The following is a 20,937-nucleotide window of genomic DNA, read 5'->3' on the forward strand; positions in this document are numbered from 1 at the left end:
ATGACACGCGCGTGACAGTGTCACGCGGCATCATGCCGGCAGCTTTCCGTTCCCCGAAAACAAACGCGCCGCCCATCGGGGCGGCGCGGACAAGCAACACGTCGCGGCGGGCGCGGCGCGCGCTACTGGCGCGTCTCCGACTGCGCGGCGCTCGGGCACGCCGGGTCCTTGCCCCAGTGGCCGTCGCACACGCGCCAGCGGCACAGCTGATCCTCGAAGAAACCGCGCTCCGAACACGCCTTCACGCGCGACGCCAGCGAGCCGCCGGTCGCCGCCGTCTTGGTCGACACGGCCTGCGCCTTCTGCGCGGCGAGCGTCTTGTCGGCCGGCTTCGTACGCGCGACGAGCGCGGCGAGCAGATCGGCATCCGGATCGTCCTTCGCGCCGGCCTTCGCGGTACGGGCCGCCGTCGCGTCGCGGCGCTTCTTCGCCTGCGCGAGTTCGGCCTGCTGTTCCTTGCGATGCTTGCGGGCGTCGGCCTTCGTGTCCGCCTTCGTGTCGGCCTTGCCGTGGGCCGCGACCTTCGCGCTCTTCGACGCGTCGGCCTTCGCGGACTTGGCCGTCGCCGCCGTGGCGGCCGCGGCGGTTGCGGCTGCGCCGGCCGTGGCCGCGCCCGATGCGTCGTCGGCGCCGTTGGCAAGCGCGCGCGACAGGCGGCTGTTGTCCGCGGCGGAAGCGGCGGACGCCGATGCAACGGTCTGGGACGCCGAATCGTCGTTGACGATCGTGGCCGGTTGCGCGGCCGGCGCGGCGGACGCGCCGTTCTGCGCGACCTGCGCGGCGGCGCCGCTGGCCGGGGCGGCCTTGCCAGGCGCCGCCGCGGGTGCCGTGGCGGCTACCACCGCCGCGGGCTGTTCGCCCGACGACTGCTGCATGCGCCACGCGCCCCAGCCGCCGACGGCCACGACCAGCGCCACGACGGCGGCGATCGGCCCCTTCAGCGAACGGCGCGGCGGCTCGGCGGGCGGCGTGACACGCCCTTCCAGATCCGCGAGAATGCGCGACTGCCGAGGTCCTCCCTCGCCTGCCGGTTTGGTATCGGACAGCAGGCTGGGCGGAGTTTTCGAATTTGAATTTTCCGGCGCACTCATTCAGCGTCTCATTGAATCCTGGTTTAATTCACCGCGATAATATAGCCTGGCCTCTCGAAGCAGCCTGATTCTAAGAGCAAGCATTGCAAAACACAATCAATTCCAATTTCCGGGGATTTCGTTGATTGCCGTCGCACTCGTCGCCTATTTCGCCCTTGCCGTCGCCGTTGCGGCACTGTTGCTTTTACCGGGTATCCGGGCGACCGTTTTCGAATCCGTTGCCCAGTTTCACGGCCGTCTCACGCGCCGGGCCAACGATCGCGCCGCGCGCGCGCGCAGTCAGATTGTTAAATCGGCAAGCGTGACGCGCGGCGCATTAAGCGATGTGCAAAATTTACTGGTTCGACGGCGCTTGATGATTATGGTATCGGCAGGTATTCTTGCGACGCCGCCATTGGTCGCCATCGCGTTACGCGGCCGGCAATTGTTCCAGTACGACGACACGGCGCGCGTGCCCGACGAGAAAATCGCCGCGCTGCTGCAGGGCGAGCAGCTCGTGCCGCCGCCGCCGCTGCCGCCGGAAGTCTTCGCCACGAAGGAAGTCGAGCAGGTCCGCCCGGCGCTGAAGGATGCGAGCCGCGACTGGAACCTGCTGGACCCGGATTTCCGCACGCGTTTGCTGCTGGTCTACAAGATCATGCACGAACAGCACGGTTATGAAATGGCGCTGCTGGAAGGTTACCGGAGCCCGGAACGGCAGAACCGGCTGGCGCAGATGGGCAGCAACGTGACCAACGCGGCAGCCTTCCAGAGTTATCACCAGTTCGGGCTGGCGGCGGACAACGCATTCCTGCGCGACGGCAAGCTGGTCATTTCCGAGAAAGACCCGTGGGCGATGCGCGGCTACCAGTTGTACGGCCAGGTCGCCGAACAAGTCGGCCTGACCTGGGGCGGCCGATGGAAAATGATGGATCTCGGGCACGTGGAATACCATAAACCCGGTTTTAAACTGGGACGCGGCAGCTAGTCAGGGCTGCCGGACAAGAAATAATGAGGGCGGCATGGGGCTTTTTAATCACCCGGCAGGAAACGATTTGGGCGGCGCAAACAATCGGGCATTCCGGTGCGCGATTTTTTCCGGCCGCCGCTTCCGTTTTAAATCTCACAGCGTCCTTTCGTTAATGCGCGCGCCTTCTCCGATGCCGCGAGCGTATTGATGCCAGCCTCCTTCATCCCGTTTGACAGCATGGCGACACATCGCGGCGCCACCCTTGCCGCTCGACGCGCCTGCGTCGCCTCACCGAATCGCACCGGAACCTGAACGTCCTATGCAACGCATCCTCAACGTGCTGACTCATCCGCGTACGCTCTCGATCGTCGGGATCGTCGCGCTAGCGGCCATCCTGTTCATCGTCGCCGACATGCTGCAGTTACCGCTCCTGTGGGCGGCCATCGCGTTCGCGGCGGTTCTCGCGCTGTGGCTCGCCGTCGCGCTGTGGCGCCGCTGGCGCGTGAAGCGCGCGAACCAGCAGTTGGGCCAGGTGCTGGAAGAGCAGGCGGAAACCGGCAAGATCGCCGCGCCGGCCGCCGCCGCGCTCGCGCCCGACGCGAAGACGGCCGACCTCGACGTGCTGCGCACGCGCCTGTCGGATGCGGTGAAGACGATCAAGACGTCGAAGATCGGCCAGGTCTCGGGCGGCTCCGCGCTGTACGAACTGCCGTGGTACATCGTGATCGGCAACCCGGCCGCCGGCAAGAGCAGCGCCGTGCTCAATTCCGGGCTGCAGTTCCCGTTCGCGGACAAGAACAGCGCCGTGATCCACGGCATCGGCGGCACGCGCAACTGCGACTGGTTCTTCACGACCGAAGGGATCCTGCTCGACACGGCCGGCCGCTATTCGGTGCACGAGGAAGACCGCAGCGAGTGGCTCGGCTTCCTCGGGCTGCTCAAGCGCTACCGCCCGAAGGCGCCGATCAACGGCATCATCGTCACGGCCAGCATCGCCGAGCTCACCGGCAACCGCCCCGAATTCGCGATCAACCTCGCGAAGAATCTCCGCCAGCGCGTTCAGGAGCTGACGGAAAAGCTGGAAGTGTTCGCGCCGGTCTACGTGATGTTCACGAAGGCCGACCTGATCACCGGCTTCACCGAATTCTTCAGCAGCAGCGACAAGCACGAGTACGACCGCGTGTGGGGCGCCACCCTGCCCTACGAACCCGACGACAAGCGCGACGTCGTCGCGCAGTTCGACACGCACTTCGAGGAACTCTACGAAGGGCTGAAGGAAATCAGCGTCGCGCAGCTGTCGCTGTCGCGCGGCAACCAGCTGTCGCCGGGCCAGTTGAGCTTCCCGCTCGAATTCTCGACGATCAAGCCGTCGCTGCGCGCGTTCCTCGCGACGCTGTTCGAGAACAACCCGTTCCAGTACAAGCCGATCTTCCGCGGCTTCTACTTCACCAGCGCGCTGCAGGAAGGCGAAACCAACAGCGCGGCCGCGCAGCGCATCGCGCACCGCTTCGGCCTCGACGCGAGCGCGCTGCCGAAACCGCACAGCGCGTTCTCGAAGAACGGCTTCTTCCTGCGCGACCTGTTCTCGAAGGTGATCTTCGCCGACCGCCAGACGGTGCGCCAGTTCGCGAGCCCGACCAAGACGCGGCTGCGCTACGCGACCTTCTTCGGCTTCGTCGCGGCGCTCGCGCTCGCGCTGGGCGGCTGGACCTGGTCGACGATCGGCAACCAGCAGCTCGTCGCGAACGTGCAGGCCGACCTCGACAACGTCACGCGCCTGCAGCAGGGCCGCAACGACCTGCAGTCGCGCCTGCAGGCGATGGACATCCTCGAGGACCGGATCGAGCAGCTCGAACAGTTCCGCCGCGACAAGCCGCTGTCGGTGTCGCTCGGCCTGTATCAGGGCGACCGTCTGGAACAGCATCTGCTGACCGAGTACTACGGCGGCGTGCGCCAGATCCTGCTGGCCCCCGTGTCGCAGAACCTCGCGTCGTTCATGAAGGACGTGAACGCGCACCCCGAGCAGCTGGTGCCGATGACGCGCCCGCCCGAATCGGGCGCCGTGCAGGGCGGTACGATGCCGGTCTCGACGAATGCGGCAGGTGCCGCGCCGCAGGCGGGCGCCGCGCTGGCCGCGTCCGGCACCGCGCCGGCCGCCGCCCCGCAACAGGCGGCCGCGCCGCAGGGCGGCCTCTACAGCGACGCGTCGCCGACCAACGTGCAGGACGCGTACAACGCGCTCAAGACGTACCTGATGCTGTCCGACAAGCGCCACGTCGAACAGGCGCACCTGACCGACCAGCTCGCCCGCTTCTGGCGCGGCTGGCTCGAGACGAATCGCGGCAACATGCCGCGCGACGAGATGATCCGGAGCGCCGAGCGCATGATCTCGTTCTACCTGTCGCGCGTGAACGACAACGACTGGCCGATGATCGACGCGAACCTCGCGCTCGTCGACCAGACCCGCGAGAACCTGCGCCGCGTGGTGCGCGGCATGCCGGCCCGCCAGCGCGTGTACGAGGAAATCAAGGCGCGCGCGTCGACCCGCTTCGCGCCGATGACCATCGCGCGCATCGTCGGCGACGGCAACCAGGGGCTCGTGGCAGGCAGCTACGCGATTCCGGGCACGTTCACGCGCGAAGCGTGGTTCGACTACGTGCAGCCGGCGATCCGCGATGCGGCGACCAAGGAACTGCAGGCGAAGGACTGGGTGCTCAACACGTCGACGCAGGACGACCTGACGCTCGAGGGCAGCCCCGAACAGATCCAGAAGACGCTCGTCGGCATGTACAAGACCGAGTACGCGCAGCACTGGCAGAAGTTCATGCAGGGCATCGCGGTCCAGGGCTTCACCAGCTTCGGCCAGGCCGTCGACGGCATGAACCGCCTGGGCGACCCGCAGGATTCGCCGATCCGCAAGATCCTCGAGACCGCGTACGACCAGACGTCGTGGGACAACCCGTCGCTCGCGAACGTCGCGATCAAGAAGGCGCAGACGGGCGTCGTGAACTGGGTCAAGCAACTGTTCACGCGCTCGCAGGCCGGCCAGATGGCGGCGGCCAACATCGACATCAACGGCAATCCGGCCGAGGTGCCGATGGGCCCGATCGGGCAAGAGTTCGTCGGGCTCGCGCGGATCGTCGCGACGCATGACGGCACGTCGATGCTGAAGGGTTACATGGAGTCGCTGTCGAAGGTCCGCACGCGCTTCAACGTGATCAAGAACCAGGGTGACCCGGGGCCGGGCGCGCGTCAGCTGATGCAGCAGACGCTCGACGGCAGCGGTTCGGAACTCGCCGATTCGCTGAAGCTCGTCGACGAGCAGATGCTGACGGGCCTGACCGATTCGCAACGCAAGTCGCTGCGCCCGCTGCTGGTGCGGCCGCTGATGCAGGCGTTCGCGGTCGTGATCCAGCCGGCCAGCGCCGAAGTCAACAAGGTGTGGAACGCGCAGGTCTACCAGCCGTTCCAGAACTCGCTCGCGACTAAGTACCCGTTCGCGGCGAACGCGAAGGTCGAGGCCGGCGCCGGCGAGATCGCGCAGGTGTTCGGCCCGGACGGCTCGATCGCGAAGTTCGTCGGCACGACGCTCGGGCCGCTCGCGGTGCGCCGCGGCGACACGCTCGCCGCCCGCACGTGGGGCGACATGGGCATCGGGCTCACGCCGGACTTCACGAACGGCTTCGCACGCTGGGTCGCGCCGCTCGCGGGCGGCGCCGCCGGCAGCGCGGCCGCGTCGTCCGAGCCGCAGACCGTGTTCCAGATCCTGCCGCAGCCGAGCACGGGCACGACGGAATACACGATCGCGATCGACGGCCAGCAACTGCGCTACCGCAACACGCCGCCGCAGTGGACCAACTTCGTGTGGCCGAACCCGCAGGGCTCGCCGGGCGCGACGCTGTCCGCGACGACCTTCGACGGCCGCACGGTGCAGCTCGTCAACGAGCCGGGCCGCTACGGTCTCGAGAAGCTGATCAACTCGGCGCAGCGCAAGCGCCGTCCGGACGGCACGTTCGACCTGACGTGGGCGCAGGGCAGCGTGAACGTGTCGGTGACGATGCGCATCATCAGCACGTCGCAGCCGTCGGCCGGCGGCGGCGACCAGCCGCAGCAGCAGAGCCTGCGCGGCCTGCAGCTGCCGTCGTCGGTCGCCGACGCGAGCGCGGGCGCCGCGCAGAACGCGACGCAAGCCGGCACCGGCACGCCGGGCGCCGCGCCGGCCGTCGCGGCCGCCAACGCAACGAATGCACAGAGGGCGCAATGACGCAAACCGTACAGGCGCAAATCGCCTACTTCGGCAAGATTCCGTCGCGCGGCGACTTCGTGAAGAGCGCGCACAATCCGCAGTTGCTGCAGACGCTCGATCGCTGGATCGCGCAGGCGCTGGAGCTGCTCGCGGAAGATCCGCGCTGGAAGATCGTCTACGAGGACGCGAAGCCGATGCATTTCGCGTTCCTCGGCTCGCGCAGCAAGCTCGCGATCGCGGGCCACATGGTCGCGAGCCACGACGTGTCGATGCGCCGCTTCCCGTTCCTCGGCGCCACCGCGCTGGAGGTCGACCGGCCGCTCGCGTTCCTCGCGCGCAGCCCGCTTGCGTTCGCGCGGCTGTGGTCGCGCGTCGCCGCGCAGATCCCGCCGCTGCTCGGCAAGGACGAGCCGCCCGGCGCGCTGCAGGCGCTCGGCGATACGCAGGTGCCGATCGACATCGGCGGGCCCGGCACGTCGCATGACGGCACCTTCAACGATTTCGTCGAACACCAGTCGCTGTACGGCCTGCAGCAGATGCTGCTCGAAAGCGGTCACCCGGTGCGGCTGCGCGGCGCGATGCTCGCGCTCGGCTCGCTGCTGCGGCCGGTGATGCAGAGCGGCTCGTCGCACATCGAACGCGGCCTCACGCTGCCGCTGCCGGTCGATCCGTTCTACCGCAGCCTCGTCGCCGCGTTCTGGCTCGAGCTGATCGCGCCGTTCGTCGCGCAGGCAGACTTCGAGCTCGCGATCTTCATCGGCACGATCGCCGAACGCGAACGGCTGATCATCGGCTTCAACGGCGCGTCGGCGAAGACGCTGCTGAGCGTCGTCGACCCGCAGACCTACGCCGCCCACAACATCGACATCGACGATCCCGAGTGGATCGACGCCCATGCGCAAAACGATCACCAGATCAGCAAGCTCGTCAGCTACCTCGACCAACCGCAACTCTCGCTGCGCGTCGCCATCGACGCGTTCCGCGAAGCGTTCATCGGAGGCTGACGGCATGCATCGCACGATTCAGGCCCGGCGCGCGCGTCTTTCAGCCGCCGTCTCGCCCGCCCTCGCCGCACTGTTCGCCGCCGGCCTCGTCGCGAGCGGCGCGGCCTTCGCGCAGAACACCGGCGCGACCGTCACGCCGGTCGGCAACGGCACGGTCGCGACGACCGCGCTGCCGCAGGCCAATCCGAACGCCGGCGGCGCGTCCGGCACGGTGGTGCACGGCACCGCCGCCACGATCGCGCCGCCGCCCGCGAACGCGACGCCCGGCCAGGTGGTGGTGGGCGGCAAGGTGCCCGACGAGGCGACCAAGGCGGCCGTGCTGCAGAAGCTGCGCGACACCTACGGCGCGACGAACGTCGTCGACCAGATCGAGGTGGGCGACGTCGCGACGCCGCCGAACTGGAGCGCGAACGTGCAGAAGCTGCTCGGCGCGCAGCTCAAGCAGATCAGCAAGGGCCAGTTGAAGATCAACGGCACGCAGATCGAGATGAAGGGCGAGGTGCACAACGAGGCGCAGCGCCAGCAACTCGCGAGCGACATGGCGAACACGCTGAACCCGACGTACACGATCAAGAACGGGCTGCGCGTGTCGGCGTCCGAACAGGGCGTGCTCGACCAGACGCTCGCGAACCGGACGATCGAGTTCGAGACCGGCAGCGCGACGCTGACGCCGCAGGGCAAGCTGATCCTCGACCAGATGGCGGCCGCGCTCGCGAAGATGCAGAACCGCACGGTCGACATCATCGGCCACACCGACAACTCGGGGAACCGGACGTCGAACATCGCGCTGAGCCAGGCGCGCGCGGATGCGGTGAAGGGGTATCTGATCACGAAGAGCATTCCGCCGCAGCAGATGACGACGACGGGGGTGGGCCCGGATCAGCCGATCGCGCCGAACGATACGGCGGATGGCAGGGCGAGGAATCGGCGGATCGAGTTCCGGGTGGGGCAGTGAGTTGGCGGGGGGCGGGGACGAGCCCCCGCCGGCTTCGCGTCGTCGGTCATCTTCGTTGAAGGCGCCGACCATCTTCACGGTTGGGCCCCACACGAACGCGCCGTGGCGTCACATCGGCGGATCGAATCGAAGTGCGTTTGAGTCGCTAGCTCGGAGCCTGGCCACTCTCGACGCGGGACGGCGGTAGCAATCCCGCAGAAATCGACGGTACCGCAACCGCGCCGAATCGGTCTTGCGCGAGGGCTTTCGCAACCGCCGGGGGCAAGGCTGCCACCGCCTTCGCGAACGCGCCCGGCTTTGCCTTGCTCGACTGGATGATCTGCTGCATATCCGGGTGCGCGTCGAAGCGAGGATTCACCAGAAGCGCATAATACGCGTACTGCTCGAGGTCGCTGCGGTCGGTAAAGCGATACTTGAGCCACGCTTCCGCCACGGCTCTCGAAATTCGACGGTGCAACTGCGCGTCATTGTCCTGATACTTACTGCCGAGCTGACTCCCATACCGTTTCGTCAGTCCCCGTGAAGCATCCACGACGGGTAAACGCGTACTTCCTAGCATTTCGCCCGGAAATGCCAGTTCGACATGGCGATCGGGATAGAAGTGAATCTCGAGAATGCGCGAACCGATCGAGTCCGGCATTTTGGTCGGCGGTAACGACACGCCCGCTTCCGCCCATTGCTTCTTCACCGGCTCGCCCGGTCGCCAATCATCCGCATCGTAGTACGTCCATTGAACCTTGAAGTTCGTGCCTTTCAACGAATAGCAGCAGGCGATGCTGCCCTCTCCGGGTCCTGGCTCCAGGTCTCCGCCTCCGCGCGCCGTGTTGCCGAATTGGTCGGAGATTGTGAACCTGACAAGGTTGTACGGCAGATAATTCAACGCTTCTGTCGAAACGCTGGTGTAGGTGGGGTCGGCGTTGCTGCAAGCCGACATCGAAATGGACAGCAAACTCGCCGCCGCGATGCTCGATATGGTGGACCGCCAGCCACACGAACGCGAGGTCAACCTGCCCGGAACGATCTCCAGGCGCTCAGGGGCGAGAATTAGCATGGGCGTGTGTCGCGTCCGTCGGGTCAATGCCCGGTGGGGGGCGGCGTTGCGCCGGCTTTGTAGCCACGTACCCGTTCCTGTTGCTGCTTGGTCGCTTGGTCGATTCGCGCGGCCGCCAGATCGTCGTTCTTGCGCTTCTTCGCTTCCTTGTCGAAGTTCGTCGAACCGAACTCGTCCTTGTCCCGCGTGCGAAAATACAGCGATGGCGCGAGCACATGGTCTTGCCAGCTCGTGAGCAACGTATCGTGGACGAGCATGTCGAACAGCGCCATCACGTCCGGCGGCAACGGGTGCTTGCCCTCGATCCCCTCTTTCCAGGCCGACACGAGTTCCATCTCGGCTTCTGGGAGCATGGCTGCCTCGACCGCATCCGCGCTGGCTTTGTTATTGGAATCCCACGAATCCGGCATTTTGCGGATGCGCTCGGCGGATTGTTTCAGGCCCTCCTGATACGACGCGCTGCGCAGCTTCTTTGCAGCTTCCTTTTCGAGACGCTCCCACACCGTCGAATAGTCCTTCGGCGCCTCCGCGATCACCTTCTCATAGCGTTTTTGCGCCGCGTCGCTCGCCGCCTTCATGCCCCGAAGCTTCGCCTGATCGTCCTGGCTGCGGCTGGCGAGCATGCTCATGTTGATGCCTTGTCGCTGCAGTTCCCAGTCGAGTTGCGACTTCGCGGTCTTGCGCTGCAGGTCGGCGTCGCTCATGTTGCGCTTCCAGTCGGCGACGGGGTCCGCAATCGTGCGGCGGAATTCGGGATCCATGTAGCGGGCCGAAATCCAGCGCATGAAGACTTTCGAATGCTCCATGAAGTCGGCGCCCGGTTTGCGAGGGACGAGGGTGCGGTAGGCGTTCACCAGCGCCCTGATTCGATAGTCCTTACCGCCGTACTTGATCGGATCCGAGAGCGTGAAGCGCTTGAACACCGGCGCGTTGTACAGGTACAGATCCTCCATGGTGTCCATGGCGGCGCCCGCCTTGACCGCTTCCAGCAACATGTCCTGCAGCGGAACTCTCATCAGTTCGGCATTGAGCCCCAGCGATCCGCTCGGCGCGCCACCGACGACATCGCAACTCGTGCCCGGATAGAGAAACTGTTCGCCGCGGGTTTTCTCGAGACTGTCGAGACGCTGATAGAAACGCATCTCATGCGCCGCGGCGAAATGGACGCAACGCTGCACGCTGGCCGGTATCGCGAGAGATCGATCCTTGAAGCTGGTCTTGAGCATACCCAGATAAGGCACCATTCCGATCAGCTCACCGGCTTCCTCCGACATGATGGACGAAACGGCATCGAGCAATCCGACGAACTTGATCTGGATAGGCACGCCTTCAATCGCAAGATCCGTGTCGTCCCTGCGCTTGTACTTCTCCGCCAGATCGTTGATGAACGCGCGTGCGAGCACGCACCCGCGGTCCGCGCCGAACACCGACACCTCGATGGCCCGAACTTTCGACATCTGCTTCTTCACGGCCTCGTACGCTGCTTTGAACTGGTCCTTCGCTGCGATCAACCGGGTATCGACACCCGTCCCAAACGCCTTGGCCATGACGGAATTGTCACGCACGATTGGCACGTTTTCCATCGCTATGCCGACAAAAAGACTGCGCGCAACCGCCCAGCCGGCCTTCATCGGGGCGCCTTTGACGTTGTTCTTGAAGTCGTTCTTCGCGTTGCGCCACAGCAGCGTTCCAGTCGCCTTCGTTCGTTCCCAGTAACGCTCCTGAGATGCATTCAACACGTTCATCACACGCCGCGCCTGAGCGGGGATGTGCTCGATGTCCTTGCGAAGATCCTGGAATGCCTTGTCGATTGGTCGAAGCGAAAAATCCCCCTCCAGAAACCCGTCGAGGAGTTGCTTCTTGACGTCGTCGACACGCTTTTTCACGCTGACCTGCTTGAGTGGCGTATTGACGCGCGTGAATGATTTGGCGACCGACTCCGCTCCGCTCAGTGCCTTCTTGCCCGCCATCTTGGCGGCGGCCACACCCGCATTGATCCATTCGCTGGCCTTGGCCGATTCGTTCAGCGGCGTGCCCAATCCCGAATAGTAGAAGCGGAGCCAGAACTGATTCGCGGGTCGCCTCGGATCCACGATGTCGCGATGCGCCTCCCAAAGCCGGGCGATATTGGAATACTGCGAACTCGATTGATTATCGAGATCGCGATGGCGTCCGAACGCATCGAAGAAAAAGCCCATCCGAATCGTCGCCCCACACGGCATGCAATCGCCCTTCGGGTACATCGTCTCGTTCTGCCGCGCGATTTGCGCGTAGACGGATGTCGGCGTTGCGTCATCAGGATCGAGTTTGACTTTCTCAGCCATGCTTTTTCTCCTCTACGCGCGGCGGTGGAACCAGCCCGTCGGGGATGGGTGGCACTGCAACCGGTTCGAACTTGTCACTCGTCAATTCGGCCCGGATATTTTTCGGCAACGACTGAATAGACTTCGCGAAAGCACCCGGCTTGCCCGCATCCGCTTGCAACATGCGCTGGATCTCCGGATGCGAGTCAAAGCGAGTATTCACGAGCAGATTGTAGTAGGCGTACTGTTTCAGATCCTCGAGATCCGTGAGGCGGTATTTCAGCCATGCCATTGCGACAACTCGCGCAACACGACGAAACTGCTGGTCTTCACGTTCGTCGTACCGCTTGCTCAATTGCGTCTGATACCGGCTCGCCATCCAGCGCGAAACATCGATCATCGGAATGCGCGATTCATCTATCAGCGCGCCGGGAAACTGAAGCTCGACGTGGCGATCCGGATAGAAGTGAACCTCGAGAATTCGATCACCCACCTTCTCGGGAACCGGTGACGGAGACAACGTCGCCTTCGCCTCTCCGTGAAGCGTCTCCTCGTTGCCTTTGTGCCACTGGTCGACGTCGACATAATTCCATTTGACCGTGAACTCGGTTCCCTGGAGCTTGTAGCAACACGTCACTCCGCCGCCGCCGCCGGGCAAACTATTCCCTCCGCCTGCCTTGTTTCCGTGGGCGTCGGTGATGGTAAACCCGTCCAGGTTGTACGGCAGATAGTTGTGAGCAGTAACCGAAACGCCACTATATGTCGGCTCTGACTTGCCGCACGCCGCCATGGCCGTCACGAGCAGACACCCTGCCAGAACACGGCCCGCCAGACCTGAAAATCTCGTCGCTCTATTCACTGATGTTTTCCTTCCGAAGATTGTCCAGCATGCGTTACCGACGTATCGGCGCATCGGTATCGTTCCGCCTGCCACGCAAGCCGCTCTTCTCTCATTCCGCGAGCAGTTCTCCGCACAATCAACCATCCAGAGCCTCGTCCACACGCGCTGACGGCAGCAAACCTTCAGCTATCGGCGGCGCGGCTACCGCCACGAATTTTCCGCTCGCCACCTCAGAGCGCAAATGATTCGAAAGCGACAGAGCCCACTTCGCAAATGCACCCGGCTGGCTGGCTGCGGTCTTCAATATGCGCTGAGCGTCCGGATGCGTATCGAAATGGCTGTTGATGAGCAAACTGAAGTAAGCGTACTGCTCCAGATCGTTACGGTCGGTTAGACGATATTTCAACCACGCAGACGCCACGATCCGGGCAACACGACGAAACTGCTGGTCTTCGCGCTCGTCGTATCGCTTGTCCAGTTGCCCTTGATACTGCTTCACCCATTTCACGACTTCGACGATCGGTAGGCGTGCATCATCAAGCATCTGGCCGGGAAACTGGAATTCGGCATGCCGGTCCGGAAAGAAGTGCACTTCGAAAATACGCGAACCCACCTCGTCCGGCGTCTGGGACGGCGGCATCGACACCTTCGCCTCGGCACGGAACATCTGCTTGTCCCCTTTGTGCCACTGGTCGACGTCGTAGTACTCCCACCTGACCGTGAATTCCGTCCCCTTGAGCTTGTAGCAGCATGTCAGGCTCCCGCCACTCGCTCCCGGAGGATCATCGCCACCGCCACTCGCCTTGTTCCCGTATGCGTCGGTAATGGTGAAACCACTCATGTTGTACGGCAGATAATTCCGGCCCATTATGGAAATTCCGCTATACACCGGCTCCGACTTGCCGCACGCGCTCGAGCTTAAAGCCACCGCGAGCAGTCCCACCCCGAGCCCGAACCTACGCCACGTCATTACGCGCCTCCAGCAATCCCCGCTCGTGCGCATCGCGAATCGCGTCCCACGTCGCATCGTCGATCGAGGCCAGTGCCGCATCCACGCTCGTTTCTCCGCGCGAAGCGGCCTCGAGACGCGACTTCACGGCCGGATGCTCGTCGAACCGCGGCGAAACCAGCACGCCCGTCATCACGTAGCACTGCAACCCCGCTTCTTCGGCAATCCGGTGCGCGGCAGCGCGATCGAGTTGCTCGACCACTCGATCATGCAGTTCCGCATCGGAAATGTGATCGACCATCGCCCCCATCGTCTCGCGGAACTTCAGCACGAGCTTGTCCGGATACCCGAGCTCGATCAGTCGCGCATGCTGCTGCTCGTCGAGACCCGGCGCATCACCCACCGGTACCGCACCTTCACTCGCGTGCATGTCATTGCGCCACACGACTTCGCCCAGCCGCCTGTCGCGATACCGGATCTCGCCGAACGGCGCGACGAACCGCTGCGCCTGCGTATCGCGCCACACCTGTCGAAGTCGCCCCAGTACATGGTTGTCGAAAAAGAAGAGGTAGTACGCGCGGCCGTTGGGCAGCCTGTACTGCACGTACTGGCGCAAATGCTGATCGAGCGCATCGAACGACCACGTCGACCACAGCCACTTCACCGCATGCAGGTCGACCGCCTCCGACCACAGCTGGCGCAGCAGCCGATGCTGCTCGGCGTTCTCGTCGTTGATCGCGTCGCGATCGAACGCGATCAGGTACGGCGCGATATCCGTATAAGCGTCGAGCCCGGTATCCGCCCAGAGCGACGCATAGCGCAGGCGGGGCACTGCCGCGAGCTGCACATCCAACTCCTGATAACCGCGCGTATCGACGAGTACGTAAAGCCGCATCGCACTCCCAGCGTCGTCCGTACGCGCGACCGAAGCTTTCAGCGTCTCGAGAAACGCCGGCCACTCCAGCTCGCGTGGATTCGGTTCTGCGTCAGCCGCTTCGCTCGCGCCGACCGAGTCGTTCCGGTCGCCCGTATCGTTGACTTCGTCCATCAATCCGCCTCGACCATCGACTCACGACCGCTGTGCGCGTTGAGCACGCATTGCTTGCACGTGCCGCCCGGCATCGCGGGCAACGGATACTGCATGCTCGTCGGCCCGGCGAACTGGTGCTGCGCGCCCTTGAAATCGACTTTCCCTGGCGCGTGAAGCTCGATTTTGCCGCCCTTGATCCGGATGTAAGCGCCCCCCGACGTCAGCAATATCTCCTGCTTCGCAGCCACGTCGACAGCCTCTGTCGCCGCCATCACCTTCACGGTCTTCTGCGCCGTGAGTTCGACGTTGTCCATGTGCGCCTGGACTTCGACCTTGCCCTTCCCGGCGAGCAGCTTCATCCCGGCATTCTGCGCGAACAGGCTGATGCGATCCCGGATGCCGGCGATCAGCGATTTCCCGCTGGTGATGAACGTGCTCTGCCCACTGACGATATTGGTCTGCCGGTCGCTGGCCACATGCACCGACTGCTGCGACGCCACCCCGATCCCCACGGGGCTCGCGAACAGCATCACCGGCCCCTTGAACGCATTCGCGTTGCCCGTCCCGCCGCCTGCGGTCCTGCCGCCGCCGGTCGTCGCGCCCGCCACGCTACTCTGTGTCGCGTCAGTAAATTGCTTCAGCGCGTCGTGCCCCGCGCCGAGACTCTCCGCCTGATGCATCTCGCTGACCTGCGACATCGACTCGATCAATCCTTCCGCATTGGCAAGCTGCTGCTTCGCTTCACTCACGTCCAGCGGCTGACTGTTCGCCCGCTTCGGATGCGTCGTCACGTACAGGCCTTGCCCGGCACGCATCGCCCCGTACGCATCCGTGCGCAGATCGAAACCGGAGCCAAGATACGCACCGCGCGTATTCCCGTTTTGCTCGATCAGATAGCCGAGATGAAGCAGCGAATTCCCGCTGCTGCTGAACAGGCGCGCGCGGTTCTGCCCGGTCGCGTCGTCGAGCACCATCTCGTTGTGCCCCGATCCCGCATATTCCTTCGACCGGAAGCCCGACAGGATCCCGTCGCTATGCCATTGCGGCTTGGCAACACCGTTGTAGACACGATGCATGACGATCGGCCGGTCGCAGTCGCCACCGATATAGCCGATCAGCACTTCCTCGCCGACGCGTGGAATATGCACACCGCCGTAACCGCCACCGGTATCCGACTGCACGACGCGCATCCAGCACGATGCCGTCTCTCGGCCTTCGCTCTGCCGGTCCCACACGAACATGACCTTGATCCGGTTCAGTTCATCCGTATAGACCTCTTCGCCCTTCGGGCCCACAACGATCGCCGTCTCGAGTTGCATCTCGGGCTTCCGATGCTCGAACGGGCTCCGATACGGCACGCTCGCGCGCTGCGCCTCGACCTCGACGAGATAGAAACCGGCCGAGCCGTCGTCATGCCCGACCTCGAACGCCGCCACTTCCCCGCGACCAGCCTTCACCTGGGCCAGCTCGGCCTGCAAGCTATGAGGGAAGCTCGCTTCGTGATCCGAGACCGGCAGATTGTTCTCGATGTAACGCGTGACGCCGATGGCCGCGAACTCGCGGTCGCTCGCCGCATCGCGATCGTGCTCCGGATGGTCGACGAGGGTGAAACGCCGGCCGGCGTCAATCGAACGCACGCCGCCCACGCCGAAGAAACGCTTCGCCCGCGACTCCCATTCCTCGAGGCGGATCTTCGACAGATGTTCGCCGCGGTCCTGGCCCGAATACGTGTACGCGCCGGTGTATTCGTAGATTTCCGCCTGACCCGGCAGGTCGCCCTGATCAGCCTTCGTCGGCAGCGACGTGCCGTTCGGATTGCCCGCCGCAGACGGCGACTTGTAGTCGAACGTGCGCGTCGTGTGCAGTGTGCTTTGCAACGTCCGCGACGCGGTCCATTGGGTGAAACCGGCAGTCTCGGTGCCACTGCCCGAACGATCGAACCTGACGGTATTCGGCGACAGCGCGTCGACCGTATGCAGATCGTCGGTGATGACGAACGTGTGCGCCTTCCCGTCTTCACTGTGCCGCCAGAAGCCAAACAGCCCTTCGTCCTCCATCAGCCGATGCACGAAGTTCCAGTCGGTTTCGCTCTGGCGGCAATACGAGCGGGACGGCAACGGTTTCGACAACGCGAACTGGTACCGCCCCTTGGCCTGCGGATGCGTGTCGAACACGTCGGCGAGAATCGCGTCGACCGGCTGGTCCTGCCAGTACCGCATGTCGCTACGGAACTTGAGGAAGTGCATCCACGACGCGAAGCTCAGCTGGTAACTCGACAGGCTGCCGTCGGCACCGAGCCGCCGCGCCGTGTGGATATAACCGTTGATCGGCAGATACGACTTGTCCGCCCGCTGGATCCACAGCGTGATCGGCTGCGCGATCAGCGTCTTGAGCTCGACGTCGCTCGCGGTGGACACCAAATCGAGCGTTACGCTGAAATCACGGCCGAGTTTCGAACGGGTTACGGCCCGGCGCGGCACGAGCGCATTGTTCGGCAGCGACGGGATGTCCGTCTTCAGCAGGCGGTCCTGCTGAATCAGGCCACCACGAATCGCCTGTGCCAGTTCGGTCACGTTCATGCGTCACCCTTCTTCTCGCTCATCGCGAACCCGACGGGTCCGCGCTCTCAGGTCAATACACCATCGCTCACGACTGCTCGTCGGGCCTCACCCCCAGCAGCTCGCGAATATGCGACAGCGATCCATCGTCCTTCACGACGCTCTCGAGCCACTTGTGCAGCGGCATGTCGGCCCATTCGGCCGCCTTGTCGGCGAGATACGCGACCGGGCTGTGCGGCTCGGTCTGACGGAAATAGCGCGCCACCGCACGCAACTGGTCGACGGCCTGCGCGCGGTTCTGGATGCCGGCGATCATCTGCGTCACCGGAGGACGCGAAGCGGTCTGCTGCTGCACGTGAGTCTCCTCGGTCTGGATCGGCTGGCCGAACACCGGCTCGATGCGTTCTGACTGGGCCTGCGGCGCTGCCTGCGTGTGCGGCGCGCTGCCCGTATAGCCCTGTTCGCGCGCGAAGCGCTCGGCGAGCCGGTACACGGTCTCGAACGCATCGCGCGCCTGCCGGAAGCTCGGCGCCGAATCGCCCGCGCGCTCGACGAGCCGCTCCTCGAATGCATCGAGCGCGAATTCGAACGCCTTCAGGTTCGCCAGCAGCGCCGTGTAGAACGCGATCGACGTCACGCGCCGCGACGCATCGATCTGCTCGATCGACGGTTTGCCGCGCGCGATGTCGTCCGCGTGTTCGGGGTCGCGCCTGATCGCCTGCGCGACGTGCTGCGCGACTTCCCAGTCGAGCGTGCTGAACGCATTCGACGCGCCGTCCGTCAGCGGCACCGCGCGCAGCAGCTCGGCCGTGCGGCCGGACAGCCACGCGACGTTGCCGAGCCGGTGCTCGATGTCGTCGTCCTCGGGCAGCGGGTGGAAAGTGTCCCAGAAGTCGCGGCACAGGCCCTCGAGCAGCGCATAGCCTTCGGTGAGGCCCGTGATGCCGTCCTCGAGCGCGAGCGCCTCGGTCAGCCACACGGCGAGCCGCAGGTCCTTCGTGCGCGTGCGCAGCAGTTCGCCCGCATGGTCGACGACGAAGCCCCAGTCGGCCTCCTTGATCTCGGTCACCCATTCGCCCTGGTCGAGCGTCGGGTCGTCATAGCGCCGCGCGTCCTGGATCGCGTCGAATTCGTTCGAAAACAGCAGGTCGTCGCCGCTGGGCGACGCATCGCTGATCGGCGTCAGCAGCTCGGGGAGATTGATCGGCATGGTTCGGTCAGTTCATCAATGCTTGACTGGGCGCGGCCGCGCTCATTCGACGGTGTACGCGAATTCGCCGGCCTCGTCCGCGCGCACCGCGATGCGCGCGATGGCCGCGCCGTCGGCGATCCGGCCGAGCACGTGGCCCGCGATCTCCGGCAGCAGCGTGCCGTTCAGGATGTGGTCGACGTTGCGGGCGCCCGAATCGACCTCGGTGCAGCGCGCGAGCACCGCGTCGACGAGCGACTCGTCCCATTCGAACGCGGCCTTGTGGTTCGCGTCGATCCGGCGCCGGATGCGTTCGAGCTTCAGCTCGATGATCTCGGCCAGCACGTCGTCGGAGATCGGATAGTACGGCACGACCTTCATCCGGCCGAGGAACGCCGGCTTGAAGGTCTTGTACAGCTGCGGACGCAGCGTCTCGGCGAGCGCGTCCGGATCGGGCAGCTCCTCGGCCGGCTTGTTCAGGCACGCCTGCATCACCGCGGCCGAGCCGACGTTCGACGTCAGGATGATCAGCGTGTTGCGGAAGTCGATCTCGCGCCCTTCCGCGTCGTCCATCGTGCCCTTGTCGAACACCTGGAAGAACATCTCGAGCACGTCGGGGTGCGCCTTCTCGACCTCGTCGAGCAGCACGACGGAATACGGGTTGCGGCGCACGGCCTCGGTCAGCACGCCGCCCTCGCCATAACCGACGTAGCCCGGCGGCGAGCCCTTCAGGCCCGACACGCTGTGCGCTTCCTGGTACTCGCTCATGTTGATCGTGACCATCTTGCGCTCGCCGCCGTACAGGATGTCGGCCAGCGCCAGCGCCGTCTCGGTCTTGCCGACGCCCGACGGCCCGACGAACATGAACACGCCGCGCGGCTTGTTCGGATCCTCGAGGTTCGCGGTCGCGGTGCGCACGCGCTGCGCGATCGCCTCCAATGCATGGTCCTGCCCGATCACGCGCGCGGCGAGCAGCGGCTGCAGGTTCAGCACGGTGTCGATCTCGTCCTTCACCATCCGGCCGAGCGGGATGCCCGTCCACGCGGCGACGATCTCGGCGACGACGTGGCCGTCCACCTGCAGCGGCACCATCGGCTCGCCGCCCTGCAGCGCGTGCAGCGCGGCGACGCGTTCGGCCAGCTTCTCACGCGTGGCGTGCACATCGACCGGTTCGCCGTCTTCCGACGGGCCGCGCGCCTTGTCGAGCGTGTCGCGCAGCTCGGTGATCTCGGCGACGATCACGCGCTCGGCTTCGTAGCGTTCTTCATCCTTCGCCAGTTGTTCGAGGGCCGCGTCGCGCGCGGCGCGCAACTCGCCGAGCCGCTCGTCGTGCGCCGTGCCGCCCGCCGCCTCGCGCGCCAGCGACGCGATTTCCGCATCGATGCGCTCGATGCGCTTCTTCGTGTCGTCGATCGCGGCCGGCGTCGCGCTGTGCGCGAGCGCGACCTTCGCGCATGCGGTGTCGAGCACGCTGATCGCCTTGTCCGGCAACTGGCGGCCGCTGATGTAGCGGTGCGACAGGCGCACGGCCTCGGTGATCGCATCGTCGAGGATCCGCACGTTGAAATGCTTCTCCATCAGGCCCGACATCCCACGCAGCATCGCGGCCGCGAGCGGCTCGCTCGGCTCCTCGACCTTCACCACCTGGAAGCGCCGCGCGAGCGCCGCATCCTTCTCGAAGTACTTCTTGTATTCGCTCCACGTCGTCGCGGCGATCGTGCGCAGCTCGCCGCGCGCGAGCGCGGGCTTCAGCAGGTTCGCCGCATCGTTCTGGCCGGCCTGGCCGCCCGCGCCGATGATCGTGTGCGCCTCGTCGATGAACAGGATGATCGGGTGCGCGCTCTTCTTCACCTCGTCGATCACGCTCTTCAGCCGGTTCTCGAACTCGCCCTTCACGCTCGCGCCGGCCTGCAACAGCCCCATGTCGAGCACGTGCAGCGCGACGCCGCGCAACGGCGGCGGCACGTCGTCGGCCGCGATGCGCAGCGCGAGCCCTTCGACGACCGCCGTTTTGCCGACGCCGGCCTCGCCGGTCATGATCGGGTTGTTCTGGCGGCGGCGCATCAGGATGTCGATCGCCTGGCGAATCTCCGCTTCGCGGCCGATCACCGGATCGATCTTGCCGTCGCGCGCGCGCTGCGTGAGGTTGGTCGTGTACGTGTCGAGCGCGGGCGTCTTCGACGGGCCGGCCGCGGGCGCCATGCCGTCGGCGGCCGGTGCGACGTCGCTGTCGTCGTCCGCCTGGCGCGGCTCGGCTTCGCTCGAGCCGGCCATGATTTCGTCGAACTTGTGCTTCAGGTCCGTCACGTTCATTTCCGCGAACCGCGACGACATCCGTTGCGCGAACTGCGCGAGATCCGGCGCGGTCAGCAGCGCGAGCAACAGGTGCCCCGAGCGGATGCGGCCGAGCTGCGAATCGAGCGACGCGATCAGCCATGCCTGCTCGAACAGCGCGATCAGATGGACGGAGAACACCGGCGTGCGCGTGTTGCCCGTCTTCAGGCGCGTGAGTTCGCGTTCGAGATCGGCGTGCAGCGCGTGCGGATCGACGCGGCTCGCGCGCAGCGCGAGCGGCAGGTCGCCCGTCGCCTCGTCGAGCAGCGCGAGGAACAGGTGCTCCAGATCGACCTCGTAGTGGCCGCGCGCCAGGCACGCGCTCGCCGCGCGCTCGGTCGCGTGCCGGCACAGCGGGTTCAGTTTCGTGATCAGGGTCTTCAGAGGCGTGCTCATGGCGTCGGTCTCAGGTTCGTTTGCGTGTTTGTTGTCGTTCG

The 20,937-nt window shown here is 65.2% G+C and carries 13 protein-coding genes; 4 read left to right on the forward strand and 9 right to left on the reverse strand.

Going from position 1 to position 20,937, the window contains the following annotated elements:
* Positions 1-122 precede the first annotated feature (122 nt).
* Positions 123-1,091 carry a phage tail protein gene (locus LGM42_RS28955; RefSeq protein ID WP_226234064.1) on the reverse strand — a complete coding sequence of 323 codons (969 nt, stop codon included), beginning with the start codon at positions 1,089-1,091 and terminating at the stop codon, positions 123-125.
* A gap of 121 nt (positions 1,092-1,212) precedes the next feature.
* Here LGM42_RS28955 and LGM42_RS28960 point away from each other — a divergent pair, with 121 nt between their 5' ends.
* The 4 genes from LGM42_RS28960 (at position 1,213) to LGM42_RS28975 (ending at position 8,245) form a co-directional block, all read left to right on the forward strand.
* Positions 1,213-2,058: a M15 family metallopeptidase gene (locus tag LGM42_RS28960; RefSeq protein ID WP_059577142.1), complete on the forward strand. Its 846-nt coding sequence runs from the start codon at positions 1,213-1,215 to the stop codon at positions 2,056-2,058.
* 301 nt (positions 2,059-2,359) lie between these two features.
* Positions 2,360-6,304 carry a type VI secretion system membrane subunit TssM gene (tssM, locus tag LGM42_RS28965; RefSeq protein ID WP_124659040.1) on the forward strand — a complete coding sequence of 1,315 codons (3,945 nt, stop codon included), beginning with the start codon at positions 2,360-2,362 and terminating at the stop codon, positions 6,302-6,304.
* Positions 6,301-7,290 (forward strand): type VI secretion system-associated protein TagF, encoded by a 990-nt coding sequence (gene tagF, locus LGM42_RS28970; RefSeq protein WP_059577148.1) that lies wholly within the window; start codon positions 6,301-6,303, stop codon positions 7,288-7,290. The genes tssM and tagF overlap by 4 nt, the downstream gene beginning before the upstream one ends.
* 4 nt (positions 7,291-7,294) lie before the next feature.
* Positions 7,295-8,245 carry an OmpA family protein gene (locus LGM42_RS28975; protein ID WP_089464506.1) on the forward strand — a complete coding sequence of 317 codons (951 nt, stop codon included), beginning with the start codon at positions 7,295-7,297 and terminating at the stop codon, positions 8,243-8,245.
* 145 nt (positions 8,246-8,390) lie between these two features.
* Here the strand turns inward: LGM42_RS28975 and LGM42_RS28980 are convergent, their stop codons facing one another.
* From LGM42_RS28980 to tssH, 8 genes are all read right to left on the reverse strand, one after another.
* Positions 8,391-9,296, reverse strand: coding sequence for a hypothetical protein (locus LGM42_RS28980; protein WP_413227433.1), 906 nt, complete (start codon positions 9,294-9,296; stop codon positions 8,391-8,393).
* Positions 9,297-9,319: 23 nt separating this feature from the next.
* Positions 9,320-11,620: a DUF2235 domain-containing protein gene (locus LGM42_RS28985; RefSeq protein WP_226234065.1), complete on the reverse strand. Its 2,301-nt coding sequence runs from the start codon at positions 11,618-11,620 to the stop codon at positions 9,320-9,322.
* Complete coding sequence (locus LGM42_RS28990) at positions 11,613-12,389, reverse strand: DUF3304 domain-containing protein (protein ID WP_226234073.1); 777 nt, start codon at positions 12,387-12,389, stop codon at positions 11,613-11,615. The genes LGM42_RS28985 and LGM42_RS28990 overlap by 8 nt, the downstream gene beginning before the upstream one ends.
* A 187-nt stretch (positions 12,390-12,576) precedes the next feature.
* Positions 12,577-13,410, reverse strand: a complete 834-nt coding sequence (locus LGM42_RS28995) for a DUF3304 domain-containing protein (protein ID WP_226234066.1) — start codon at positions 13,408-13,410, stop codon at positions 12,577-12,579.
* Positions 13,397-14,437 (reverse strand): DUF4123 domain-containing protein, encoded by a 1,041-nt coding sequence (locus LGM42_RS29000; protein ID WP_226234067.1) that lies wholly within the window; start codon positions 14,435-14,437, stop codon positions 13,397-13,399. The genes LGM42_RS28995 and LGM42_RS29000 overlap by 14 nt, the downstream gene beginning before the upstream one ends.
* Positions 14,437-16,998, reverse strand: a complete 2,562-nt coding sequence (locus LGM42_RS29005) for a type VI secretion system Vgr family protein (RefSeq protein WP_226234068.1) — start codon at positions 16,996-16,998, stop codon at positions 14,437-14,439. The genes LGM42_RS29000 and LGM42_RS29005 overlap by 1 nt, the downstream gene beginning before the upstream one ends.
* A gap of 67 nt (positions 16,999-17,065) precedes the next feature.
* A complete protein-coding gene (gene tssA / locus LGM42_RS29010) occupies positions 17,066-18,187 on the reverse strand; it encodes a type VI secretion system protein TssA (RefSeq protein WP_226234069.1) in 1,122 nt (373 codons plus the stop codon).
* A 42-nt stretch (positions 18,188-18,229) separates the two neighbouring features.
* A complete protein-coding gene (gene tssH / locus LGM42_RS29015; RefSeq protein WP_226234070.1) occupies positions 18,230-20,896 on the reverse strand; it encodes a type VI secretion system ATPase TssH in 2,667 nt (888 codons plus the stop codon).
* Between the last annotated feature and the right edge of the window lie 41 nt (positions 20,897-20,937).

This window comes from Burkholderia sp. AU39826 (assembly GCF_020419965.1).
GTDB classification, from domain to species: domain Bacteria; phylum Pseudomonadota; class Gammaproteobacteria; order Burkholderiales; family Burkholderiaceae; genus Burkholderia; species Burkholderia semiarida.